This is a genomic window from Vibrio sp. 10N.222.54.E6 (assembly GCF_041473955.1).
In the GTDB taxonomy this organism is placed as follows: Bacteria; Pseudomonadota; Gammaproteobacteria; order Enterobacterales; family Vibrionaceae; genus Vibrio; species Vibrio tasmaniensis_A.
Window position 1 is genome coordinate 34,602 of the sequence record NZ_JBFRTD010000011.1, and the last position, 20,630, is coordinate 55,231.

The 20,630-nt window shown below is 38.7% G+C and carries 21 protein-coding genes; 5 read left to right on the top strand and 16 right to left on the bottom strand.

Translation table 11 applies throughout. From position 1 onward, the window contains the following. The first annotated feature begins 52 nt into the window (after positions 1 to 52). Entirely contained in the window at positions 53 to 2,509 is a 2,457-nt protein-coding gene (locus AB4513_RS07040) for an ATP-dependent helicase (RefSeq protein WP_170962714.1), read from the top strand. A gap of 465 nt (positions 2,510 to 2,974) precedes the next feature. Beyond that, positions 2,975 to 4,285 carry a site-specific integrase gene (locus AB4513_RS07045; RefSeq protein ID WP_102258395.1) on the top strand — a complete coding sequence of 437 codons (1,311 nt, stop codon included), beginning with the start codon at positions 2,975 to 2,977 and terminating at the stop codon, positions 4,283 to 4,285. A 653-nt stretch (positions 4,286 to 4,938) separates the two neighbouring features. Here the strand turns inward: AB4513_RS07045 and AB4513_RS07050 are convergent. The 3 genes from AB4513_RS07050 to AB4513_RS07060 all read right to left on the bottom strand — a co-directional run bounded on the left by AB4513_RS07050 (position 4,939) and on the right by AB4513_RS07060 (position 6,104). Beyond that, on the bottom strand, positions 4,939 to 5,235 hold the full coding sequence (locus tag AB4513_RS07050; protein WP_102258397.1) for a hypothetical protein: 297 nt from the start codon (positions 5,233 to 5,235) through the stop codon (positions 4,939 to 4,941). Positions 5,236 to 5,273: 38 nt separating this feature from the next. Further along, positions 5,274 to 5,435: a hypothetical protein gene (locus AB4513_RS07055; RefSeq protein ID WP_157936405.1), complete on the bottom strand. Its 162-nt coding sequence runs from the start codon at positions 5,433 to 5,435 to the stop codon at positions 5,274 to 5,276. Between the two features lie 63 nt (positions 5,436 to 5,498). Next, the gene (locus AB4513_RS07060) at positions 5,499 to 6,104 is read right to left on the bottom strand and encodes a restriction endonuclease (protein ID WP_157936406.1); all 606 of its coding nucleotides are present in this window, start codon (positions 6,102 to 6,104) and stop codon (positions 5,499 to 5,501) included. 167 nt (positions 6,105 to 6,271) lie between these two features. Here AB4513_RS07060 and AB4513_RS07065 point away from each other — a divergent pair, with 167 nt between their 5' ends. From AB4513_RS07065 to AB4513_RS07075, 3 genes are all read left to right on the top strand, one after another. After that, positions 6,272 to 6,700, top strand: a complete 429-nt coding sequence (locus AB4513_RS07065) for a S24 family peptidase (RefSeq protein WP_102258399.1) — start codon at positions 6,272 to 6,274, stop codon at positions 6,698 to 6,700. Continuing rightward, entirely contained in the window at positions 6,700 to 7,938 is a 1,239-nt protein-coding gene (locus tag AB4513_RS07070) for a DUF4113 domain-containing protein (protein WP_102258400.1), read from the top strand. Before AB4513_RS07065 ends, AB4513_RS07070 begins: the two co-directional genes overlap by 1 nt. A gap of 440 nt (positions 7,939 to 8,378) precedes the next feature. Further along, a complete protein-coding gene (locus AB4513_RS07075; protein ID WP_102258446.1) occupies positions 8,379 to 8,894 on the top strand; it encodes a Fe3+-citrate ABC transporter substrate-binding protein in 516 nt (171 codons plus the stop codon). A gap of 97 nt (positions 8,895 to 8,991) precedes the next feature. Here AB4513_RS07075 and AB4513_RS07080 read toward each other — a convergent pair whose 3' ends face one another. From AB4513_RS07080 to AB4513_RS07140, 13 genes are all read right to left on the bottom strand, one after another. Further along, the gene (locus AB4513_RS07080; RefSeq protein WP_102258401.1) at positions 8,992 to 9,897 is read right to left on the bottom strand and encodes a DNA cytosine methyltransferase; all 906 of its coding nucleotides are present in this window, start codon (positions 9,895 to 9,897) and stop codon (positions 8,992 to 8,994) included. 76 nt (positions 9,898 to 9,973) lie between these two features. Further along, positions 9,974 to 11,443, bottom strand: a complete 1,470-nt coding sequence (locus AB4513_RS07085) for a hypothetical protein (protein ID WP_102579720.1) — start codon at positions 11,441 to 11,443, stop codon at positions 9,974 to 9,976. A 53-nt stretch (positions 11,444 to 11,496) separates the two neighbouring features. Beyond that, the gene (locus AB4513_RS07090; protein WP_102258403.1) at positions 11,497 to 12,699 is read right to left on the bottom strand and encodes a site-specific integrase; all 1,203 of its coding nucleotides are present in this window, start codon (positions 12,697 to 12,699) and stop codon (positions 11,497 to 11,499) included. 12 nt (positions 12,700 to 12,711) lie between these two features. Further along, positions 12,712 to 13,176 carry a hypothetical protein gene (locus tag AB4513_RS07095; RefSeq protein WP_102258404.1) on the bottom strand — a complete coding sequence of 155 codons (465 nt, stop codon included), beginning with the start codon at positions 13,174 to 13,176 and terminating at the stop codon, positions 12,712 to 12,714. 61 nt (positions 13,177 to 13,237) lie between these two features. Then, the gene (locus AB4513_RS07100) at positions 13,238 to 13,507 is read right to left on the bottom strand and encodes a hypothetical protein (protein WP_102258405.1); all 270 of its coding nucleotides are present in this window, start codon (positions 13,505 to 13,507) and stop codon (positions 13,238 to 13,240) included. A 14-nt stretch (positions 13,508 to 13,521) separates the two neighbouring features. Then, entirely contained in the window at positions 13,522 to 14,088 is a 567-nt protein-coding gene (locus AB4513_RS07105) for a hypothetical protein (protein ID WP_102258406.1), read from the bottom strand. A gap of 109 nt (positions 14,089 to 14,197) precedes the next feature. Further along, complete coding sequence (locus tag AB4513_RS07110) at positions 14,198 to 14,704, bottom strand: hypothetical protein (protein WP_102258407.1); 507 nt, start codon at positions 14,702 to 14,704, stop codon at positions 14,198 to 14,200. 44 nt (positions 14,705 to 14,748) lie between these two features. Next, on the bottom strand, positions 14,749 to 15,159 hold the full coding sequence (locus tag AB4513_RS07115; protein ID WP_102258408.1) for a hypothetical protein: 411 nt from the start codon (positions 15,157 to 15,159) through the stop codon (positions 14,749 to 14,751). 322 nt (positions 15,160 to 15,481) lie between these two features. After that, entirely contained in the window at positions 15,482 to 15,925 is a 444-nt protein-coding gene (locus AB4513_RS07120; protein WP_102258409.1) for a hypothetical protein, read from the bottom strand. 430 nt (positions 15,926 to 16,355) lie between these two features. Next, positions 16,356 to 17,099: a hypothetical protein gene (locus AB4513_RS07125; RefSeq protein ID WP_102258410.1), complete on the bottom strand. Its 744-nt coding sequence runs from the start codon at positions 17,097 to 17,099 to the stop codon at positions 16,356 to 16,358. Between the two features lie 52 nt (positions 17,100 to 17,151). Further along, positions 17,152 to 17,541: a hypothetical protein gene (locus tag AB4513_RS07130; RefSeq protein WP_102258411.1), complete on the bottom strand. Its 390-nt coding sequence runs from the start codon at positions 17,539 to 17,541 to the stop codon at positions 17,152 to 17,154. Between the two features lie 42 nt (positions 17,542 to 17,583). After that, positions 17,584 to 18,996 (bottom strand): DNA cytosine methyltransferase, encoded by a 1,413-nt coding sequence (locus AB4513_RS07135; RefSeq protein WP_102258412.1) that lies wholly within the window; start codon positions 18,994 to 18,996, stop codon positions 17,584 to 17,586. A 243-nt stretch (positions 18,997 to 19,239) separates the two neighbouring features. Further along, positions 19,240 to 20,625, bottom strand: a complete 1,386-nt coding sequence (locus tag AB4513_RS07140) for a hypothetical protein (protein WP_133151984.1) — start codon at positions 20,623 to 20,625, stop codon at positions 19,240 to 19,242. Between the last annotated feature and the right edge of the window lie 5 nt (positions 20,626 to 20,630).

Sequence of the window (20,630 nt, forward strand, 5' to 3'; positions counted from 1 at the left end):
TGAAAATAGTATATAGTTTAAACTTGTGATTATGAAGAGATTTGGTGGGATTGTGAGTAATCAATTAGAAAATTCAATGCCGATGCAAGATATAAATGAAGTCTTGAGTGGGTTAAATAAAGAGCAGTATAAAGCAGCTACGTCATCATCATTAAATATTCGAGTTGTTGCAGGACCTGGCACAGGAAAGACGAAAACTATGGAGGCAAGAGTGGCAAACCTCCTTTCTGGTGGAGTTGAGCCTAATGGAATCCTAGCCCTGTCTTTCACGAATGAATCCTCAAAAGAGTTCAAAGATCGAGTGCAGGATACGTGCGGGTTATTAGGCCATAAAATAAAGACTGGAACCTTCCACGGTATCTTCAATCGCTTTCTCCGCAAATATTCTTCACACGAATTTTTCAAAACAAAATTAGGTTACCCTGAAGGTTTCTTTATTATTGACGATGACGATTCAAAAAAGATAATGAAAGAATCCATAAAATCGTTACCAAATGGCTTCAAAAAACTTATTGATAAGCTTGAGCTTAAACCTAGAGATTTCACTTCGCAGATGTCTCTTTTAAGAGCGAAGTGCCACACCCCCAGCACTTTCTTTAAGATCACAGTTAAAGATGATGATCTCTACAAGGAATGGTTAGATATTTCATCAAGCCTGAATTCTACTGATGACGCAGACTCCGTGAATCAAGCTTACTCTACTATTTCACAAAATTATAAGTTGAGAGACTTCTTACTTATTAAAGTCTGGGATAAGTATGCGAAAAATTGCCGAGCGGTCCATGCTATCGATTTTGATGATGTGTTGACCAATACTTACTACCTTCTCAAATTCAACCCATCATTATGTAAAAAAATAGCCAGCGAGTTTAATCATATTCTAATCGATGAGTACCAAGATACTAACTACATTCAAGCTGCAATAATCAAAGAGTTGAAAAGAGGAAACCCTAAATTAAACCTCTTTATAGTTGGGGATGGAAGACAGGCCATCTATGACTTTCGTGGTTCAGATGTGCTACTTATGACTAATGCACAGAACGATTATGGAATCTTCGAAGACCATGAACTTAAAGTGAATTATCGTTCTTCTCAAAATCTGATCACTTCAACCAATATTTTTGCTGTCGATATGCAAAACCAAATAACAAAAGGGCAGCTAGAATGTGGTATTGATACTATCAATAACCAAATGTCTGAGTACCACAAGTTTGATTCAGATTTCGATGAGGCAAATTGGGTAGTCGATGAAATCAAACGTAATATATCTATTGGTGAAAAGGCCGAAGATATCTACGTTATTTACAGAACACGCACTGCAGCAAAGAAAATTGAAGACGTATTGAAACAATCCCACATGCCTTTTGAAATGGTCGGTGAGAGAAATTTTTATGAGTGTGCTGAAGTACGTGATGTAATGGCTTTTCTTCGTTCAATTGTTCGTCCAAAAGATGTTTTAGCCTGGTCGCGCATTACAGATGTTATGCCTATCGCAGTTACGGGTATGTGGATAAGGGATCAATACCAAAAAAACCATGAATCTACACCGATTGAACTGCTTAAGGGTAGGGCAAAGGGGAAGAACTTAGAGCCAATAAATGAAGTCTTAGAGTTTCATCAAATGTCCTATGACCTTTTAAGGCTTGAGGAAACCAAACTTATAGAAGAATTCATTCTTGATGATGGCGGTAACATTACAATAGACGCAGCCAAACAATTTATAGCTACCTCAGATGAAGCAAGGAAAGCATATGCTTCATGGAAAGCAGAGTTTTGGTTAGAAGTCACTGAGGGTATTCGAGATGCATATATTCAAAAGACCCTTCCTGCTTATGAAAAAATTGATGCACTTAAAGCAAAGACAACCGGTAATGAAAATGAATCTGCAACTGATAAGCGTCTGGACAATATAGCCATATTATTTGATGAAATCCGTATTCGACTTAACTCAGAGCAAAGCTTATTCGATATAGTTGATGATCTAACCACAAGAGATTCTAAGCAGCGTGAAAGTGGTGTAAATGGTGTAAAGCTATTAACGGGACATGCATCGAAAGGTTTGGAAGCAAAGGTCTGCTTTATTGTCGGCTGTGATAATGCAATTTGGAAGCGTGGACTCGACCCTCTAACAGCCAAGGAACTCGATGAGGCTGCACGGTTATACTACGTAATGGCCACTCGGTCGAAAGTGAAGAATTACTTAACTACTTCATCATCACGCTTTATGTTTGATAAGACGGTAAAATCAGCGCCGTTCCCTATGATTGCCCAACATATAGCTGACAGCATTAGCGCTGGGGTTATGATCACTGAAGAACACGGTAAATCGTTGTTTCAATCAGATTTTTCATCTCAAACGACGTCCCAATCGAGCAATAGTACTCTCAATGTTATTGCTCCATCTGGAGCCAATAAGACAACTACATCTAAATTGGGTTCTCGGCTAAAAGAATCATTTAAGCGAACTGAAAATAAGGCTCAAACCCAAATGTCAACTTTCAATCCATAATATAAGGAATAGTTATGTTATTTTTATCAACAGATATTGAGCATGCAACACGAGCTATTTCATCTATGAGAGGCATCAAAACATCAGCGAAATCAAATAAATCAAAAAAAAACCTTATGCAATGAAGATACTTTAAGAATAAAAAGGAACATTGCTAACTCTAATCGCTGTAGGCAAGAGAAAGCGGATATTGAAGCTCTTTACAATGGTGAAGCCAGTTTTATTTCTTTTGGTCAGATACACCGGACCAAAAAGGATGTAAAAACTAGATATTAGAAAAGAGGTGAACTTCTTAGGTCGTGTGCCATATACTTAAGGCATGTTCATTAACACAGTATCTTTTTGTTTTCTCCTCCGTTACTGCCAATATGCACATACATCGATAATGTGGCTAGTCGGACGGTTTTACTATCGTTCGCATCTTCATTGCATCTCAAAACAAACCGTTTAATTCTGGAATCGATTATGGTTGAGTTTTTCCCTTTATTTCCACCAGTAACCCATTTGAAAGTAACTATGCCAGATGCTTCTAAGGTGCTTAGAAGCCTTTCTGCATGCAAAGCGACATCTGGGGTGTATACGACTTACGAGCATGTATTGGATTGTTTAGAGTCAGTATCAGGGACGCCCAACACTTACAACGCTATACGAGGCGATATTAATCTATTATTGAATTGGTCTTGGTTGGTTTTGGGAAAAGACATCGTAGAACTAACACTAAAGGATATGAATTCATTTATAGATTTTTGTAATGATCCTCCAAATCACCTTATATCTACTTTCAGCGCAGGGCTTTTAGATAAATCAAAGAGTGACGATCAGTTGATTGTTGTTAATGAACAATGGCGTCCATTCGTTAATAGAAACCATCCAAGGCAATATAAACGTACGGAGGGTAGTTTGAAGACACAACTTTCGAATTTATCATTCGTCTTCGTATACCTAGAAGATATCGAATATAGCTTTAGGAATTCTGCAGCAGTAGCAATGCGAAGATTGACATCTTCCGTAAAAGTGGCCTTGAAGCATGAACGAAGAGAAGTCGGGCATAAAGGTATGAGTGCTTTACAGGTTTCACACTTGCTTTCAACGGTAGAACGAATAGCTAAAGAGAATCCGGATAAATACGAGCGTTCGCGTTTAATCATCTATCTGATGTTGTTTTGCTATCCTAGGATAAGTGAAGTTTCTGCAAGGCCGGCATATTCACCCGTATTTGGTGATTTTGAAATGCATCGCGACCTTAATGATCAAGTTTATTACACTTATTTTATCCCTAATAGCAAGGGAGGTAAAACACGAAAGGTGATTTGTCCTCCTTTACTGATCGATGCTCTTTTGCGTTATAGGAAGCATAGAGGGTTAGGTGATGGATTTCCGTTACCGGATGATCATTCGCCTATGTTCGTAAGGCACCGAGCCGCAACTAATGGTAGAGAAAAGGATATCGTGGATGCAAATCTTGGAATTAGTCAAATAGGGGAGTTAATTCAAGAGGTATTTGAGTTGGTTGCTGATAGTTTGATGGCTGGTGGTTATCCATTGGATGCTGAGTTAATGAGGAAGCTTACACCACACTCATTACGGCATACCGGTATTCAAATTGACTTGGCATCAGGGCGTAATCCTCGTCACGTTATGTTGGATGCTGGACACTCTTCAGAACAAACATTAGCGATTTATGAGAGTCAACGAACGGCAAGTCGTTATCAGTCCATTGATTTAAAGAATAAATTTTTACAGAGAATGCTAAAGCCGATCACGCTATCTAGTTAAGTTAATTGTTAATAGTATCATTACTATATTGTTATTTATGGAATGGAAGTCCCCTAAGTTTAATTTGGAAGTTTTGTTAGATTAAATTGATAAAAATTCACAGAAACCATGTTTACAATTGCGTACATGCGCATTACTATCAACTTGTCTCAAGGTTGCATATACGTAAATTTTATTATGAGATTCATGTTTATTCAGCGAACTAATGTGAATTTTACGTCAAAAGTGTATCAAAAGTGATACTCAGCACAACTAAGCTATACTTATGTTTAATTTGGAAGCATTTTGTATTTATATGCCTAAGAGATATAAAACTTCCAAATTAAAAGTAATATTGAACAGTAAGAGGAGTTGTGATATGAGCATAGAGTCGTTGAAAACAAAAAGTACAAGCACAACGGACCCGGTAGCACTTGCAAAGCTCCAAAAGAACCTAGAAAGGATAATCGGTTTATCTAAGGGTTCTAGAGATATCAAAGAATGCGTTAGCGGAGAGGTCCATAACAAACCTGATTATCAAGTTAATCCAGGCTTTACATTTAAGCCATAGAATATTTAACGCGACTTTAATGTGACAAGATTCAACGGTTAGGAGCTAATTACTCCTCTAATTAGCCCATTGTGTGAGAGGTTTTGGTCCTGTTGAAGCTTTATCAATGAATGTAGACAGCGCCCGACCAGTCTAAATCATTGTTTTCTCTATCCCCATGTAAACCTTTACTCGATGAAGACTCACTTGGCGCTCCGATAAAAACTGAATGTCCACCTACCGATATTGCAGTGCTAAAAAGATCGCCTGATGTCGGGTTTGTTCCCCCTTCCGGTTTTGGCTTTGTTGCAGGCTGTGTTGGGGAGGGTTTTTCTCCCGATGGTGCGGTAGATTCACCTGAGCAACCACTAATTGTGGCGAAGGCGACAATCGCGATTAATGTTCGTTTAAGGTTGAGCATAATGCTTCTCTTTAAGTTGTTCGATTTTTAGGGGAGATTTAAGTATCCAAGACTTCATTGCAATACTTAGGGATTAGTACTTTCTGTTCATTGTGAACCTCTTCGACTTGGCAAATCGGTTCACTGGTGATCTTGCTCCACCCCCATCCAAGTAGAATGGAGAGTAAAATTGCGCTAATAGGCTCGATATATAATTTCATAATCGCTCTTTTAATTAGTAAGTGGATAGGACTTATTTAACTGCTTGAAATGAAGTATTACCTTCATGGATTAAACTGATGTAATGCATTTAATAATTGGGGGGGCATTTTTTTTGAGAACATGGAAAGCATCGATGTGCCGGATACGATTGCACTATTTTTCAATTGTACACGCCCTTTTCGGAATGGTGTTTTACCCGTATGTATGAAGAAACCACAGGTTTGATTTACTTGACATACTTTGTCGAAATTTAAAGCATGGGATGACTGTATTGGCCCCGAATACCTTTTCGCTTGAATAAGGTGCCACTTACCTTTGATTTTTACCTTACCGTCTATTCCACCGTCGTTACTGTATTTTGTACCTCTAGAAATTGTGTAACCATGATACTCAAGAGCTGTAAGAATCATTTCTTCAAAGACATACGGATTAACTTTTCTCAAATAAGCTAGTTTTTCTGAGTCGTTCATGTACACGACTTCTTTGAATAGCCGCTTCGAAACATTGACATTGACTTTGTGTTTTGACCTTCCTTTTGTCAGCCATACGTAGCAGAAGAAAAATACGACTAAGTAAAAGACAACGGCAGCGACATACAAGTACATGCCTAACTGATTGATATCGGGAATAAAACCACTATCATTTTGTAAGTTTAATTGAAAGTCCATATTGAAAAACTCCATATTCATCTTCAACAAGGATATGACTTTTGTGACAATCGTTCAATTAAAATGGTATGTGTAAATTATCTTTTTCCCCACTTGCGTAGTTCTGTTTAATTCCAACTCTCCTTTTTGTTGAATATTCCAATCTCATCGCTCATCATAAGGGCTGTATGCATAAACAGTACTTATCTATGAATTTTTTCCCTATTACCGTTGACGCCTCTATTACCAACTTTGAAAGTCCCGCACTTGATTATGCTGAGTCAAATATAAGTATCGATGAACTGTTAATTGATGATCCGAACTCGATGTTTTTTGTTCGTGTCAGTGGTGACTCAATGCAGGGTCTTCGGATATTTGAATCGGATATTCTTGTCGTCAATAGAAAGCGCCTACCAGAACATTTAAGCATCGTTGTGGCGAATTATAACGGTGCATTTGTCGTCAAAAGGTTGAATAGACACATCCCTGCCCTTGTCTCTATCGATTATTTCGGTCGTGAAAGCGTTGTGCCAATAACAGAAGACGATACCTTGCAAATTGAGGGGGTGGTCACATCTACAATTCGCGCCCTTGTTCCTGAAGGTTTCAGGCTTTAATGATGAAGTATTATTTGATGATTGATGCAAATCGATTCTATGCCAACGCAGAGTTAATCTACCGTCCAGACTTACGAGGCAAACCCATAATTGTGTTATCTAATGGTGATAGTTCTATCGTTGCATTAAACCGCCAAGCCAGTGATTTAGGTTTCAAACGTATGTCTTATTACTCTGAAATAAAGGGGCTGGCAGAGGCAAAAGGAGTCAATGTTTTTAGCTCAAATTACTCACTGTACAATAGCGTTAGTAAAGCCTTTATGTCCGTTGCTAGTGAGTTCGCAAATGAACAGTTTATTTATTCAATTGATGAATGCTGGCTAACGATAGATACTTTATCTGAAAGCGAAATAATAGAGCACGCTAAGATAATACGACGAGAAATATGGAGGCGAACACGAGTGCCAGTGTCTATCGGAATCGCTAAGACAATGACACTATCAAAATGCGCGTCGCGGTTAGCCAAGTCCAATTCGGATGGAGTATTCTTGTTAATAGGGCCTAATAGATCGTTGGTTGACCTCTCCGCAAACGATGTTTGGGGAATAGGCGTACGTAGAGCAAACCAATTAGAACATTCTGGGGTTAGGACTGCTTTAGCCTTATCGAAACAGTGTCCTACTCGCATCAGGAAGGAGTTTAATATCGATGTAGAGAAAACCGTTCGAGAATTAAATAACGAACCTTGTTTTTCCTGGTACGAATCGCGTCCAGACAAAAAGCAAATCTTCTCAACTCGAACGGTGTCACCTAGATTGGCCGGTTTAATAAACGTAAAGCGAGCCGCTTGCGAACTACTAAATTTAGCCTCTCTTAAGGCCAGAAATCAACAATCAAAGATAAAAACGATTACTGTTCATATAGGAACTTCCTCAGACACATGGAAGCCATATTTCAAGCGAAATCTACATCACTTTGATTACGCCACCAGCGACTTGATTATCTTATCTAAAGTCGTTAATTTTCTGGTTGATTCGATGTACGTCCCTGGTACAGAAATTTCAAAAGTGGGGGTAGGTTTTCTTGCTTTGGAAAGTAAGCGTAATGAGCAGCTTGATTTATTTGGTACTGAGGACCGCGATACATTTATGGGACTTTTCGACCAAATTAATCGAAGGTTTGGTAAGAACACTGTCTTTCTTGCGAATACCGGTATCGATAAGGCCAAGGTAGAAAGACAATTCCTATCAAAAAGCCCAACAACACGTTGGAGAGATATCGTAGTCGTGAAAGCATAATAGCCAAACAACTGATTCATAAAGCTTGGTATTAACAATACGAAATGTCATAATTCATACGTACGTAATATTGGAAGCGATTTATGAATAATGCAGTCAGGGTGTATTCTTTGTTAGTTTCTCTAGGAAGCATACATACCAATACAATCAGGAATTTGACTAAAGAACTATTAGAGTTAAGCGAACTCATCCCTCCACGATTTGATTTTTTAGATAAACGTCAAGATATAACCCAGATGTTTAGTCCCACTCAAAAGCGATTAATTATTAAGTGCTTACTCGATACTGATGATCTAAGAAAACTAGACGGTCTTCTGGTTGAAGCCGAAAAAGCGTATGACATTATCGATCATAATGTTATTAGTTCTTTTAACAATAAAGAACCAGCGTCAAAGAATGACTCGACACCTATAGTGAAGAAATTGAAACCCAAGAAAGTGATGAAAAATAATTCATCTACCACAGTCGGCAAGGTTGGTCATCGATTTATTTCCAAAGGAAGAACCGCATACAAGATACACGTCCCCGACTCCTCAATTACTGTACAACACTTAAGCGTTGGATTTATCAAGCTTGGCGAGAAAGAAGCATTAAAGATAGCTATCAAAAAGCGCAATCAATTAGGGAAAAAGTTTTGGGGTAAACATTGGAAAAGGATTTTGGAAGATGAACTTTTATTAGGCCGGTTACCACGTAGCCTAGAGCCAACTTTGGTGTATAAGCCGACCCCGACCCTATCGGACCCCGATAAGAAAGAGTTATGTTATTTGACAAAGTGGAGGGTGTTGAATACCAATTCGGGCAAGTACCAATATAAAACCGTTGTGCGCTCAATTGGAAAGTACGGCAAGCTCTCTGCCTACATCCAAACCAAGTCTGCTTTGCTCGAAGCCTATAGCGATATATTACCTATTATTGAACATATTGGACGTTACTCCTTTGCTAAATTCAAATGATTCAGCAATGAAATTTAATGTTGTTGGTCATTATTTTTGGAGATGAAAAGTAGTTAGCTTACCTTCCCTTCTCATCTCGAAATCTATGATAGGTATCTTAACTAAGATTTGATGCTATTCTTCTGCCTTGGGACATATATCGCTTAAATTCGGTGCCTATCCATATGCCAACATGACGTGTAATTCCATTTCCGATCTGCTTAAAAGCCTCTGTGTCGCACACAGGAAAGACGAATGAATCTTCAAGGCCTTGCAATCTGGCGTACTCCCTAACTGTGTATGGACGCACATTGCGAGGAAAGTTGGTATCGACAACGAGCCTAGTTCCACGGTCTTTACCGTAGTGGGCTAGACAGCAGGGCGCAATGTCGCCTTTGCGCGGATCTGAGATAATCGGTAGATCACGGTAGCCACCATCAAGGCGGGTGTAAACTGACTTTGGAATGCTAATTTGTGGGTTTTTTTCCAATATAGATGCTAATGAAACGGGTTTGAGATTTTCAGGAGGTCTAAAATTGAAATACTTCTTGGTCGCTAAAATTACTAATCTATCTCTACGTTGCGGTACGAAGATAGATGATTCCACAGGGCAAAAAATCTGAACATAGTAGTCGCTCATTTTCGTCATGGCTTCCATGACTATTTTGAAGTATTTGAGTCCTACAACGTTCTCGACGGCGTAAAATTCTGGTCTTGCTATCGCTAAAAATCGTAATGCATGTAGATAGAGGTCATCACCAGTTTGTGTGCCGTGCAAATTCGCCATATTGGAATAACGGGTACACGGGTAAGAAAAAACCATGCCTTCGGATTTTGTTTGTTCAAGCACCAAAGTTTTGGTTATGTCAGTTTCAGAAATTTGGTGATCAAAGTTCGCGTTATACGTTTTAACGGCGTTAGCATCCATTTCAAATGATTGGTTGATCCGAACTCCAGCATCCACAATTCCCTTATCACCAAGGCCAGCTCCGCTAAAGAAACTTGTTATTGAATATTCGCTCATAAAAAAGGTACTCACTAATGTTATTTAGTCAGTACCTTAGCATTGGTTTTTCTGTTAATACGTCGGAATGTCGAAATTAAGCAGCGAAAGAGAACTTTCTGATCCTTGCTGCTTCTTGGCATACAGTTGTAATAAACTCTAAAACAAGTTGGTGGGCATCACGAATTTTTACTTCTGCGTATGTGTCATCAACTAAATTAGATTGAACGGCACTTACGAAGCTGTCGGAGGATAAGGCAGCTGCTCCCCACAAGGTTTTGCAACCACAGGCCAGTATAATATCGTAGTAACCTTCAAACTCGTCTATGTCTAAATCTAGAATAGACACTTTCTTGATTTTTTCGATTTGACTCATTATTTCCAAGGTACGTTTGTTTCTGAACTTGCTGGACCCTAACTGTTCAATTAGACATAAATGGACTTGGTTATTGACCTCCCTTGGCCACCCTTTTTGATGTGGGCCTATGGCTGGATAAATAGGTGTGCCAAAATACGTGAATTGCACTTCAAAATAGATACCCGTTGAAGAATGCACCAATATCGTAAATGGCAAGTCGACAGTAGCAATGTTTAAATTATTACTTCGTGACTTGGATGGCTCGTTAACCACGTAGACATTAAATTCTATGTTTTCTAAACCGACTCCCGATTGTTCAACCTGAATTGTCGAATACAATGTCTTCCATTGCTTTGCTATTTCGAGCTCTGCGCGATGCTTAGAGCGTTCCTCTGCCAATTCTACCTTATGTTCATCTTTGTTTTTCTTTTGCTTGTCGAGCCGCTTCTGGAGTGATTCAGGGTTCATCTTTCGAAGCGTTGCTTCTCTTTTACTTACATCATTCAGTTTTTTAATGGTTGCTGCTAATTTAGACTTTGTGTGTTCATGCTCTTTTATAGCATTGTTATTGGTCACCAGGCTTACGATCACATCATCTAAAATATCAGACTTCTGACAGCTACCTTCCTCGATGCCGAGTTTGTTTTTTAAACACAGTAAAAAATGGGATAAACGCTCAGACGCTTCTTTATTCGACGCTAAATTGTTCTCAAGTAGGCTGTACTTCTCTTTTAGAATCTGTAGTTCTGCTTGACTCTGAGAGAGGATTAATGTGCTTGAAGATAATTGTGTGTTAAGTTCGGATATCTCAGTTATCAGTGAACTGTCTGCTTGGTTTTGAAGAGTGATAGGGTCGGTCAGTTTGTTAATTGTATCATTGTGCTGAACGTTGAGCGTTTGCATTGTTTTGTATAACGAAGTCACACCATTAATGATCGACAAATCAGCTAAGAAGTCTTTTTTCATTTCATCACTAATCGAACCTTCTTTAGATGTTAGCTTGAATGTAGAGACAGCTTGCTTCGTAGAGTTACACAGAAATGCCATGTGGCCATCCATTTCATTTTGGCAAAATTCCTTAGAAATTATGCTTTCGCACAGTACTGAAAGAATAGTCATCAATGGATATCGAGTCATGTTGAAGTCAGCGTTGATTAGGGCTGACTCGATAACGGATTGGTTTGCAGTTATTACAAGTGATTTGTTCATGTAAGCCTCTGTATAAATATAAATTACGTACCATTAAGTCCCAGGTAAATGATTCACTCTGCACTTCTTATGTTTTTTTCCATTTCTTCGTTTTCCATAACTTCACGTAAATAAACCAATACCATTTGAGTTGATTTCCAATCACCTATTGGCTGAATTTGATCTATTCTCAATTTGTTTATTACATATTCGTCCACCACCCGACCAATTCGACCACTATGACCAGTCCAGTTCGGCTTGTTATACACTGAAATGTCAGCTTCTAAATTTTCAGAATTTAGTTGAGTAAAAATCTGAAATAGCGACGATAAATTGCGGTCTATAGTTGTTCCCGTTGGAGGTGTGCTTGGCGATAACGCAACTAAACCTTCGCTTATATTACTGAAAACGAAATCGGTACTGTGCAAAATGGGTGTCACACGAGTCAGGTACGATTTAAGAGTGACAGCGTAACGACCAGTGACAAATTTAGACTTTACGTCAACCCCTGTTTTACTTCGGGTTCGTAGTACTTTAAATGCTACATCACCATTTTCATCAAAAGTTTCTATTAGGTCCTTAAGTTTTATACGACAAATTTCATCTTCACGTAAACAAGTCGAATAAAGCGTACTCGCAATCGCTAAATACTTTCGCTGCTTGAGTGATACTCTGGCCCTGATTTTTAAGTCTAAATTGTCAAAGTGGTCAAATAATGCATTTAAGTGAACAGCCCTCAACGGCGTTGCTTGATTTTGTGTATAGGAATTCCCAGTTAACTCAACGTAATCGAGCTTTAGGGATTTAGTTATTGCTTTTACATCCGGTGAGCGCAGTGGGTTATACACCTCCAAGTAATCATAAATGTATCTCAATTGGTTGCGGTGTTGATTAATGGTCGCAATCGATTTATCGAGCGCAATTAGGTGCATCAAATACAGTTCTACCGCATTACTGTTCGGCTGCGGAAACGCATAAATCCCCCGATCTACGCAAAATTTAGCCCATGCTCTTAATACACTAGCAAGTTGTTGAGTTGTAGATTTGGATAAGCCACCACGATCCTTGTTGAACTTGTTTGCTCGAATAACAATGAAGTCAGCGTTTTCCGATAATGGATCTATTAGCTCAATTAAATCAGGGAAATTAACTTGAAATCGACCTAATTTAGATTGACGCTGTTTCCATTTACTCATGACATCATAATCATCTTCTCTAAGAGCAATTCCTTGAGAAGATGATTTAACAGGTAAAGTGGTGACTTTATTTTTGCTCATACAAATAGCTCGTTATGACGACTTTTGGGTGGAATGGTTATGGTTTATTTTAACGAAATTGCATTCTCTCACAGCATTAACGCCAACTTCTTTTTCAGTTCGTAAGTTGCTAAAGTTAAAGGATGTTGAAGCGTGTATAAAGACATCCGCCCCACTATCGACAAAAACCTCTATGTGAACAGGCTGCAAATCAAAGCTTAATGGGTCTAAATCGAAATTCATCATAGGATAATGATCAATGACGGATTGGCAGTCACTATTAAACTCTACGTGAATGTAGTTTGTATTGTGATAGTTAATAAGTTGAGTGCTGATCGCTTCAAAGTAAAAGTCTTGGCCTTTGGCGTTCGACACTCGTAAACCGTGTATCTTTGAACTTAGGATCTGATTTAGTACTTTTAAATCAACGGCATTAATCCTAATGGACATCAAGCTTATAATTATCGGCATAAAGCCAGTTTGTTGAGCTGTCAGCATAACGCGATCCTCTTTATGATCTAGTCTTTTATGTTTCTTCAGATTTCACTTGCCAGATAAGTCAAAACTTAAAGAAATAGAGGCAAAGCAATTTTGACAGCCTGGCCCATGCATCATGCTTCTCGTCTTTGTCATGCTTTATATTGACGATTTTCTTAGCCCCATTAACGATGATAATCATGGGTTCGCCTACACCTTTAGCTTTGGGAACCGTGATCGCAATGAAATTTAACCCTGCCACAGTCGTCATATTGCGAAGTTCGTAATTGGTTGATGGCATAGAATTTGACATGACTAAGTTGAAATCCGAGTTAACTTTATCGAGTAGCATGATGACCGCCTTAATTATTGATTGGCAATTAGTTCAATTACCTTGTTTCGAGCTTCTAACTCTGTAAATCCATGTTCATACATCAATTTTGCTGCTTTAGCGGATTCTTCTGATGTCGAATTCATTTCAAGGAAACCTTCTAGTGGGTAGCCGATCAGTTGAGCGAACTGTTCATAATCTTCTACATATTCACACGGACTTAACCCACGGTATAAATCATTGAATGTGAGCCCATTTGGGTTGTTGTCTAGTAGGTAGGTTACGATTGCATTCTCTTTAAAAATGAGCCCTCGCTTCTCATCTACTAATAGTGGTTGAATTGGTCGAGGCGTAAGGTGGAAGGTTCTGTACCATTCGGTGCCTTCATTAGCCTCAAGTTGAATTTTATTTCGAATTTGGATGTAACGAGACTTCGATAGTGTAGGAACTTCTTTAGCATCTGGAGAAAACCCAAATTCAACACACTGTTTAAAAGTGCATCCCAATAGCTGACAAAATTGTTCTTTGTCAGATATTGGGAATTCCATTGCCATCAAGTTTGAAATGGCAGGAATGCCACAATTTTCAAACAAGTACTTCACGACCTATTGGCACTGTAAGCGAGCTTTTGAGATTGAGCGCGAGGCGCTTGAGGGTTAAACGGATGCAGAGGTTGTATAGGTTGTTTAGTAGCCATAGTTGTTCCTAAAATTAAAGTTGGTTGCTAGAAATTAGTACAGGGTGCCAAATGCCGCTTCCGTGGCCACACTCAACACCCATAGTGCTGTCAGGGACGATGATCGTGTGTGTTAGTGCTTCTGTCTGGACAAGGCGCTTAGCTGCGAGTCGTTCTGCTAGAGAGATTTCGGTAAGGTTGTCACCAGTTAGTGAAATGCAGCCTTTAAAATGCTCTGTCAACGATTCAACGATTTGTGCATGTAGTGGCAGTGTAATGTTTGTATCACCCCATTGAATTTGACTATTTTCAACAAAGACAAAGCCGGCAAACCATAGCTTACCGCCCCCTAATTCAATTGCTTCATTCGACTGAGGGATAACCAGTGTGTAATTGATGGCGCTTTTTTGCTGTTCATCAATAATGGCGCCCATAGCTTTGTTAGACACTCTCGCTACACTGTCACCAATTAGCTTGGAGATGCCTTCAAACTCCTTTTGTAGACTCAAAACTTCTGCAATTGTTGATTGGGGATAACTCATCATTAATACCTTTTGATCATCGTAAGTTTCTGTTTTGCAATCGGCTATTTCATTACGAATGCATAAATGAAAGCCAACCCAGTGGAAGGGTCATCTCTGCATTCATTTGCCGACAAGCGAAATAGAACGTTATCGTATTTGTCTAGCAGACGGATATCTTTCCCATTTTCGGCAATCGCCAATACATTCATGGTGCGACACAAAAATCGGTAGTCGCCGCTTTCAGGGGCATTGATTGGTAGTGGGATTGATTGAATAAAATCAGCGATTCCTTCCGCCCCTCTCTCAAGATTAGAGATGCTGATTGAAGCCTCTTTGACTTCTTCCCAGATATTGAACTTGAAAAATAACGAACTGAAAGCAAAAGTGTATATCGATGGGTTTGCGACGCCTTCTGGAATGATTTCGAAATAATGGTTTTCATTTTCCGATTGATAAATTGGACTCTTTAGCATTCTCTTACTCCTTACTGTTTATATATACAGCTTACACTCATAATAAAACTAACGCAATGCGTTTTTATTATAATAAGTTGAAATGTAAACACTCGGAATCCCCTATCCATTTAAAATCAATTAACTTGCTGTCATCATGAATTATTTAGCTTGTAATTTAACGAATTCTTTTGTACTTCTGTTTTTGGTGGAGCAATAAGAAAAGTGCAATATCCTAATGGAAATTGCACAGTTTATTGCCGAACAAGTTTAACTGCGCTTAGGGAGGGGTCGGCAAGCTCGCATTGCTTCTTTGTTTTGCTATTTCATAAGTTAGCTCTTTCTATTTCCGACTACTCGCATCCGTAAGGAGCGTATAAATGTTTAGCAATGTTTTTATAGGATCGACTTCCCACTCTTTTGCGGTCGTCGTGATTGTATTAATGCCGGAACTACTAACTTCCAACTTCGAATACCCTCGCCCTTTCCTGTCAAAAGTTAAGAAGTCTACACTTCTTGTGGTAATAGAAATCATATCGCTCTTTCGATCATCAAGTCCCAGGCCTATTTCTAGCGCATTAGTGAATTGAATCATTCCATCTACACCGCGACTTAAATCTTCAACGGATAGATAGGCGCTCGGTTTGTCTATTCCAATAAAGTTCAGTTCAATTTGGTCGATCTGTTTTTTACCGAAGACCTCCGATTCATGACGTACCACTTCGAACTGATGTACAACACATCCCGACATTAGATATGGGTACATTAAAGGTTCACGATAGCTCATTGAATTCCCTCTTAAGTTAACTGCGGATTCCATGCTGCTTTATAATCCACATGAAACATAATCGTTGTAATACACTAACATTCAATTGATGAATTATAGTTTGCAGTATGCATTATAAACATAATAAAATCGTTATGCACGATTTTATTATGTTTCTTTTTACCATCTTTCCCCAAATTGAAATTTACTTTAGACGAACAGCTTACTGGGTGTATGAATTGTCGAGCTTAAGTACTGACAGTATTTCCAATATTAGGATAATTGGTCGGGCATGGTTGATTAATTTAACAGTTACAGCGTCACTCTAGGCTGTGTATAGCTGGTGGTTTTTTAAGGAAAAACCTCGAACATACCGAGGTTTTTCCTTATGTCATTTTAGAGATCAGTATTTAGTATGAAGGTCTACAAAGGTTGGAGTTTGAGCAGTGCATTAAAGGCTTTCAAATTGAGTCACAACGTTGTATTTGGCTAATTGCTCATATGTCATTGGAGCTATTTTTTCATGAGGAATGCTAAATGTTACATCAATCAATTTTTCTATTTCGGATATTGGTCTACTTCCTTTCTCTTTGTAAGAGAGGAGTAAATTCATTATTTGATCTTTTGATCTTTTATCTGTGAATGTGTAAACACAAAAGCCACAAACTCCAATTGTTGATTGAGATGAATGGTAAAGAAATTCTGTGGATTTACCAAGCATTATACGTTCGTTTCCAGACATATAAGTAAACGGACACATAGAGGCACATATAGTGGCTTCATTAGATTCAGATAATTCTGACGTTAGTTCTCCCGCTACATAATAAGCATCAGCAACACACGTATTTATTTTGTTGTTAGCAATTTCAGTTCCAAGGTATATCCCAAATGAATTTTCACCGCCTGGCGAATCGAAGCAAATATATTCAACATCCCCAAAAGTTAAATTATTTTCAAGAAAAAAGTCTTCCAGTACCTCTTTTGAGAAAATGGTAAATTGACCTTGCAGAAGAAGCACTCCGTCTATGCAGTCTCCCTCTAAAGAGCACGCTTGCGCGATAGATGCAGTCATAGGTTTTAACCCATGCCGAGTTATTTCTGGTTCTGTGTTGGCTCTTTGATAACACCAAGCAAATAATATGGCGATCACAACAAGCAATAGTTTTACTTTTTGGAATGGTTTCAGTGACATCATTACGTTTTACTCTCATATTTTAGAAGTTCGTTTCAATTCAATCGCTTACTCGTTACTTGGCTTCAAGTTGCCCATTGATAGCATGTAGTGAAATTACGTTCATCAAATCGGTTTTAGCATCTTCTTTCAATAGTTCAAGCAATTGCGTTATGACATCATCACTCATAGGTTGCTCTAACATTGCGTGACCATTTTCAATGAACCTTTTTAATGTGTTTAAACACTCAGTAGTCACGTCACCATTAGGAACATAAATAAATTTGTCTAACTTTAGTTGCTCATCTAATAGCCATTCGTCTACATCATCTGGCATAAATTCATATGCAGACTTTGTTTCAGAGCCCACATAACAAAACAACTGCGACAGAGGGCGATCCCAACCGCACACAATGATATCTCTCGTTGTATCATTTCTATCAAACTGCATAATTCTCTGTGACATTATTCCATCCTTAAAATTTATCTGTTTGGTCAAATATATCTGCTATCGGAACTTACTCATAAGACTTTCCTTATAAGCTAGGTTTCTTAAATAACCCCCAATAAATGCTGATAAATTGAACCATGCCTTTGGCGAAACTCCATTACCTAGCATTCGATGGACGTGTGAGGTGTTTCCTCGTTTACTCACCAAACTGTGATTACCGGCACCTACTTTCTCAAGGACACGCCATAATTGGTCCGGGATACCTCGGATTCTAGAATGTTCCAAATTGGAAATTAAACGCTGTAGTCCGTTTTCTTCATAATTATCATGCGCCACCATCGGAGATCCTATTCTGGGTGATGCGTATCCCGCCGTGAGCGTTGCTACTTTGTCTTCATCGCCAATTAGAAGGTTGTGCTTAAAATTAAGCCTGGTATCGTTTGACTTCTTAGTTACGTGTTCCATTAGGCTCCATTTATCGCTGTTATCTGCAATATCATCCCTAATCGAATTGAATGTTGAGCGTTCGATATCAGATGGAGGGTAAAATTGATCTAAAGGGAGTTCTGGTAAACCTTTTGATATGAGTACTGCGCAAGCTCTTCTCCTTTCCTCAAAGTCACCGTTATCGTAGCCATTAATTTTTGTGGTTTGCAGTCTATAGCCTAAGAAGTCAAATTCTCGTTCCATTAGTGAAAGTGTTTGACTCTTAATAAATGGTACGGAATTTTCTAGAATAATTAAGGCAGGATTTAGCTTCTTAATGATGCCGATTAGTGGGATAAATAGTGTTCCTGCTTCTGGGTGATCTAAGTCCCTTCTGCTCGCGGGACAAAGCGTAGATTGCCCTACGCACGGATACCCTACTTCTGCTACGTGAACCGATTTAAGTTGATCTACGTCTATATCTCGTATATCAACTCCATATGCTTGTGCATCTTCTGTCGGAGTGTTCCAAATGGGATTCCCTTCTATTTGAATATTCATGGCCAAGGTATCAGAATCAATTGAGAGAGCTATTTCTGATTCAATTAACTGAGATTGTAACCCTTTCTTTATTTGGTATGACAGAGTACCAATACCGGAGAATATAGAGGCGAATCTGAGCGGAATCTCATTCAATAGACTTTTGATAAGGGCTGCTTCTCGGATCATGCGCTTTAGCTCTACCAAAGCCACTTCAATATAAATTATTCCCTGCTTGAACGTAACATTGACCTTTGAAACGCCATTTAGAACAGCACCGACCATCTTAGACCTGATTTCTACCAGTTCACCCCTGTTGGTCTTGTTTACGCTCTTGGTACCATCGTTGCAAAGGGTAAGTTTTAAAGCATGTTTCCTTTCAGTGATTGAGAATTGAGCCCCAGCTACATAACCATTTTGTCGAAGGATTTTTGAGTTTTTTATATAAATTCGGCCCACACCGTTTGCAATATGTTTTACCGAATATGTTTCTCTTGTTATCACGCGTATCGACTCTCGTTAAATTAATTCTTAATTTACAATACCACTCGAAATGTCGCGAATACGGCGTTTTTCTAACAATTAATTACATAATAGCTACCTGTTCTTATGAATCAGTTTCAACTTCAGACTTCACCACAGACCTTCTTTTTCGATATACACGAATTAGAGCGTACTCGTTGAGCGGCGCTAAACTAAATCCTGAACGTTCTCTCAATTTTGACACTGGCACTTTGGTTAGTTTCATTATTTTTTCCACCGTACATATGACTCGCCTACAAGAGTAACAAAGGTATCAAATGCTCCTTTGTCGCTTACACTTTCTGTGTTGTTGCTTCCTAAGTTGTAGTAAAGAGTTTCCTGTGCGCCAATGGTCGATTGATCGATAACTTCAGGAAGCATGAAAACTGGAAAGTTAGGATTGCCACTTTCCTTGCCGACTACGATGACTACCATTGAAGAATTAGATTTAAAATCGGCACTGTAAGAATTATCAAGTGTTACGGCTGGTGTATTTGCCAAAATATCCGATACATCCAAATAAAGCGGAGATGACGGGTCATTCAAATCAACACCGAAGCCAATCTTGTTCTTAACGTCCAGAAACTCTTGTCCTAGGAAGGTTTCGATAAATTTCGTTTTGTTTCTGGCGAAATGTTCAATTTTGTATCGATCATTCCTAGCAATGCTACTGAGGGTTCCTGCCTCTCTATTAAGTTTTTTTAGGCTTCCATATACTTTATCTAATTGTTTCTTTTCATGGTGAATGCTTTGTTTAATTTCATCTATTTCTGCTAAGTATGTACCATTGTAAGCGGGGCTACTGTTAGTAAGTTTAAATCGGTGACCGATGTAGTCGATGAATCCTTTTTGGTACGCTTTGTTCATCGCTATATCGAACTTCACACCTGGCGGGAGGGATTTTACAAAGCAAAGATCACCTATATAGACACGGTACTTGTACTTACCACTGTACCTATTGCAGTTATTATTTATAGCTGCAAATACGTTGTGGTGTTCATAAGCTACATCTTTAGCCTTAAAAATGGCCCCAGCACGTAATTGGAACCCCCTAACCTTACGCTCTAATTCTTGTTTTAATTGAACAATGCGATATTTTGAATTGGCGATTTCATTTTGCACTACTTCAGTTTTCTTGCCTTCAATTTTGTCGAGAGCAACATACTTATCTATATGACTTTCTATTTTCTGTAATTGGCTTTGAGAATGTTCAGAGGCAATGGAAAGTCCTGATAGTTCCTCGTTAAAGGACTTCATCGCTTCGTTGTATCTAAAATTTTGCATTAAATCAGATAAGTTTTGATCGTAATAATTACGCAATCGTACCGAGTTTAGAGATGGTAGGTATTCATTAATGGTGCGCAAATCTGCCGAGTCGAGTGCCTGGTTAACAAGCAGCATATCTGTGTATACCGTAGTGATTTTTGAAAATGTTTGGGTGTCGAGATAAAAAACACTGAAATCACTAGGGTTCATTTCAGCAAGAAGTTTTTTTGTAGCCTGGTCACTAATTGAAACCGAGATAGTAGACGGCCCACTACTGAAGCAACCAGTCAACATAAGTGTCACAACGCACGCGGATACTTTATTCATTTTGTATTTGTAATCCATTGCTC

Excerpts from the sequence above, each read along its gene's own strand:
- AB4513_RS07045 (WP_102258395.1), top strand. The coding sequence starts at position 2,975 with ATGGTTGAGTTTTTCCCTTTATTTCCACCAGTAACCCATTTGAAAGTA.
- AB4513_RS07050 (WP_102258397.1), bottom strand. The coding sequence starts at position 5,235 with ATGCTCAACCTTAAACGAACATTAATCGCGATTGTCGCCTTCGCCACA.
- AB4513_RS07055 (WP_157936405.1), bottom strand. The coding sequence starts at position 5,435 with ATGAAATTATATATCGAGCCTATTAGCGCAATTTTACTCTCCATTCTA.
- AB4513_RS07060 (WP_157936406.1), bottom strand. The coding sequence starts at position 6,104 with ATGGACTTTCAATTAAACTTACAAAATGATAGTGGTTTTATTCCCGAT.
- AB4513_RS07065 (WP_102258399.1), top strand. The coding sequence starts at position 6,272 with ATGCATAAACAGTACTTATCTATGAATTTTTTCCCTATTACCGTTGAC.
- AB4513_RS07070 (WP_102258400.1), top strand. The coding sequence starts at position 6,700 with ATGATGAAGTATTATTTGATGATTGATGCAAATCGATTCTATGCCAAC.
- AB4513_RS07075 (WP_102258446.1), top strand. The coding sequence starts at position 8,379 with ATGAAAAATAATTCATCTACCACAGTCGGCAAGGTTGGTCATCGATTT.
- AB4513_RS07080 (WP_102258401.1), bottom strand. The coding sequence starts at position 9,897 with ATGAGCGAATATTCAATAACAAGTTTCTTTAGCGGAGCTGGCCTTGGT.
- AB4513_RS07085 (WP_102579720.1), bottom strand. The coding sequence starts at position 11,443 with ATGAACAAATCACTTGTAATAACTGCAAACCAATCCGTTATCGAGTCA.
- AB4513_RS07090 (WP_102258403.1), bottom strand. The coding sequence starts at position 12,699 with ATGAGCAAAAATAAAGTCACCACTTTACCTGTTAAATCATCTTCTCAA.
- AB4513_RS07095 (WP_102258404.1), bottom strand. The coding sequence starts at position 13,176 with ATGCTGACAGCTCAACAAACTGGCTTTATGCCGATAATTATAAGCTTG.
- AB4513_RS07100 (WP_102258405.1), bottom strand. The coding sequence starts at position 13,507 with ATGCTACTCGATAAAGTTAACTCGGATTTCAACTTAGTCATGTCAAAT.
- AB4513_RS07110 (WP_102258407.1), bottom strand. The coding sequence starts at position 14,704 with ATGAGTTATCCCCAATCAACAATTGCAGAAGTTTTGAGTCTACAAAAG.
- AB4513_RS07115 (WP_102258408.1), bottom strand. The coding sequence starts at position 15,159 with ATGCTAAAGAGTCCAATTTATCAATCGGAAAATGAAAACCATTATTTC.
- AB4513_RS07120 (WP_102258409.1), bottom strand. The coding sequence starts at position 15,925 with ATGAGCTATCGTGAACCTTTAATGTACCCATATCTAATGTCGGGATGT.
- AB4513_RS07125 (WP_102258410.1), bottom strand. The coding sequence starts at position 17,099 with ATGATGTCACTGAAACCATTCCAAAAAGTAAAACTATTGCTTGTTGTG.
- AB4513_RS07130 (WP_102258411.1), bottom strand. The coding sequence starts at position 17,541 with ATGTCACAGAGAATTATGCAGTTTGATAGAAATGATACAACGAGAGAT.
- AB4513_RS07140 (WP_133151984.1), bottom strand. The coding sequence starts at position 20,625 with ATGGATTACAAATACAAAATGAATAAAGTATCCGCGTGCGTTGTGACA.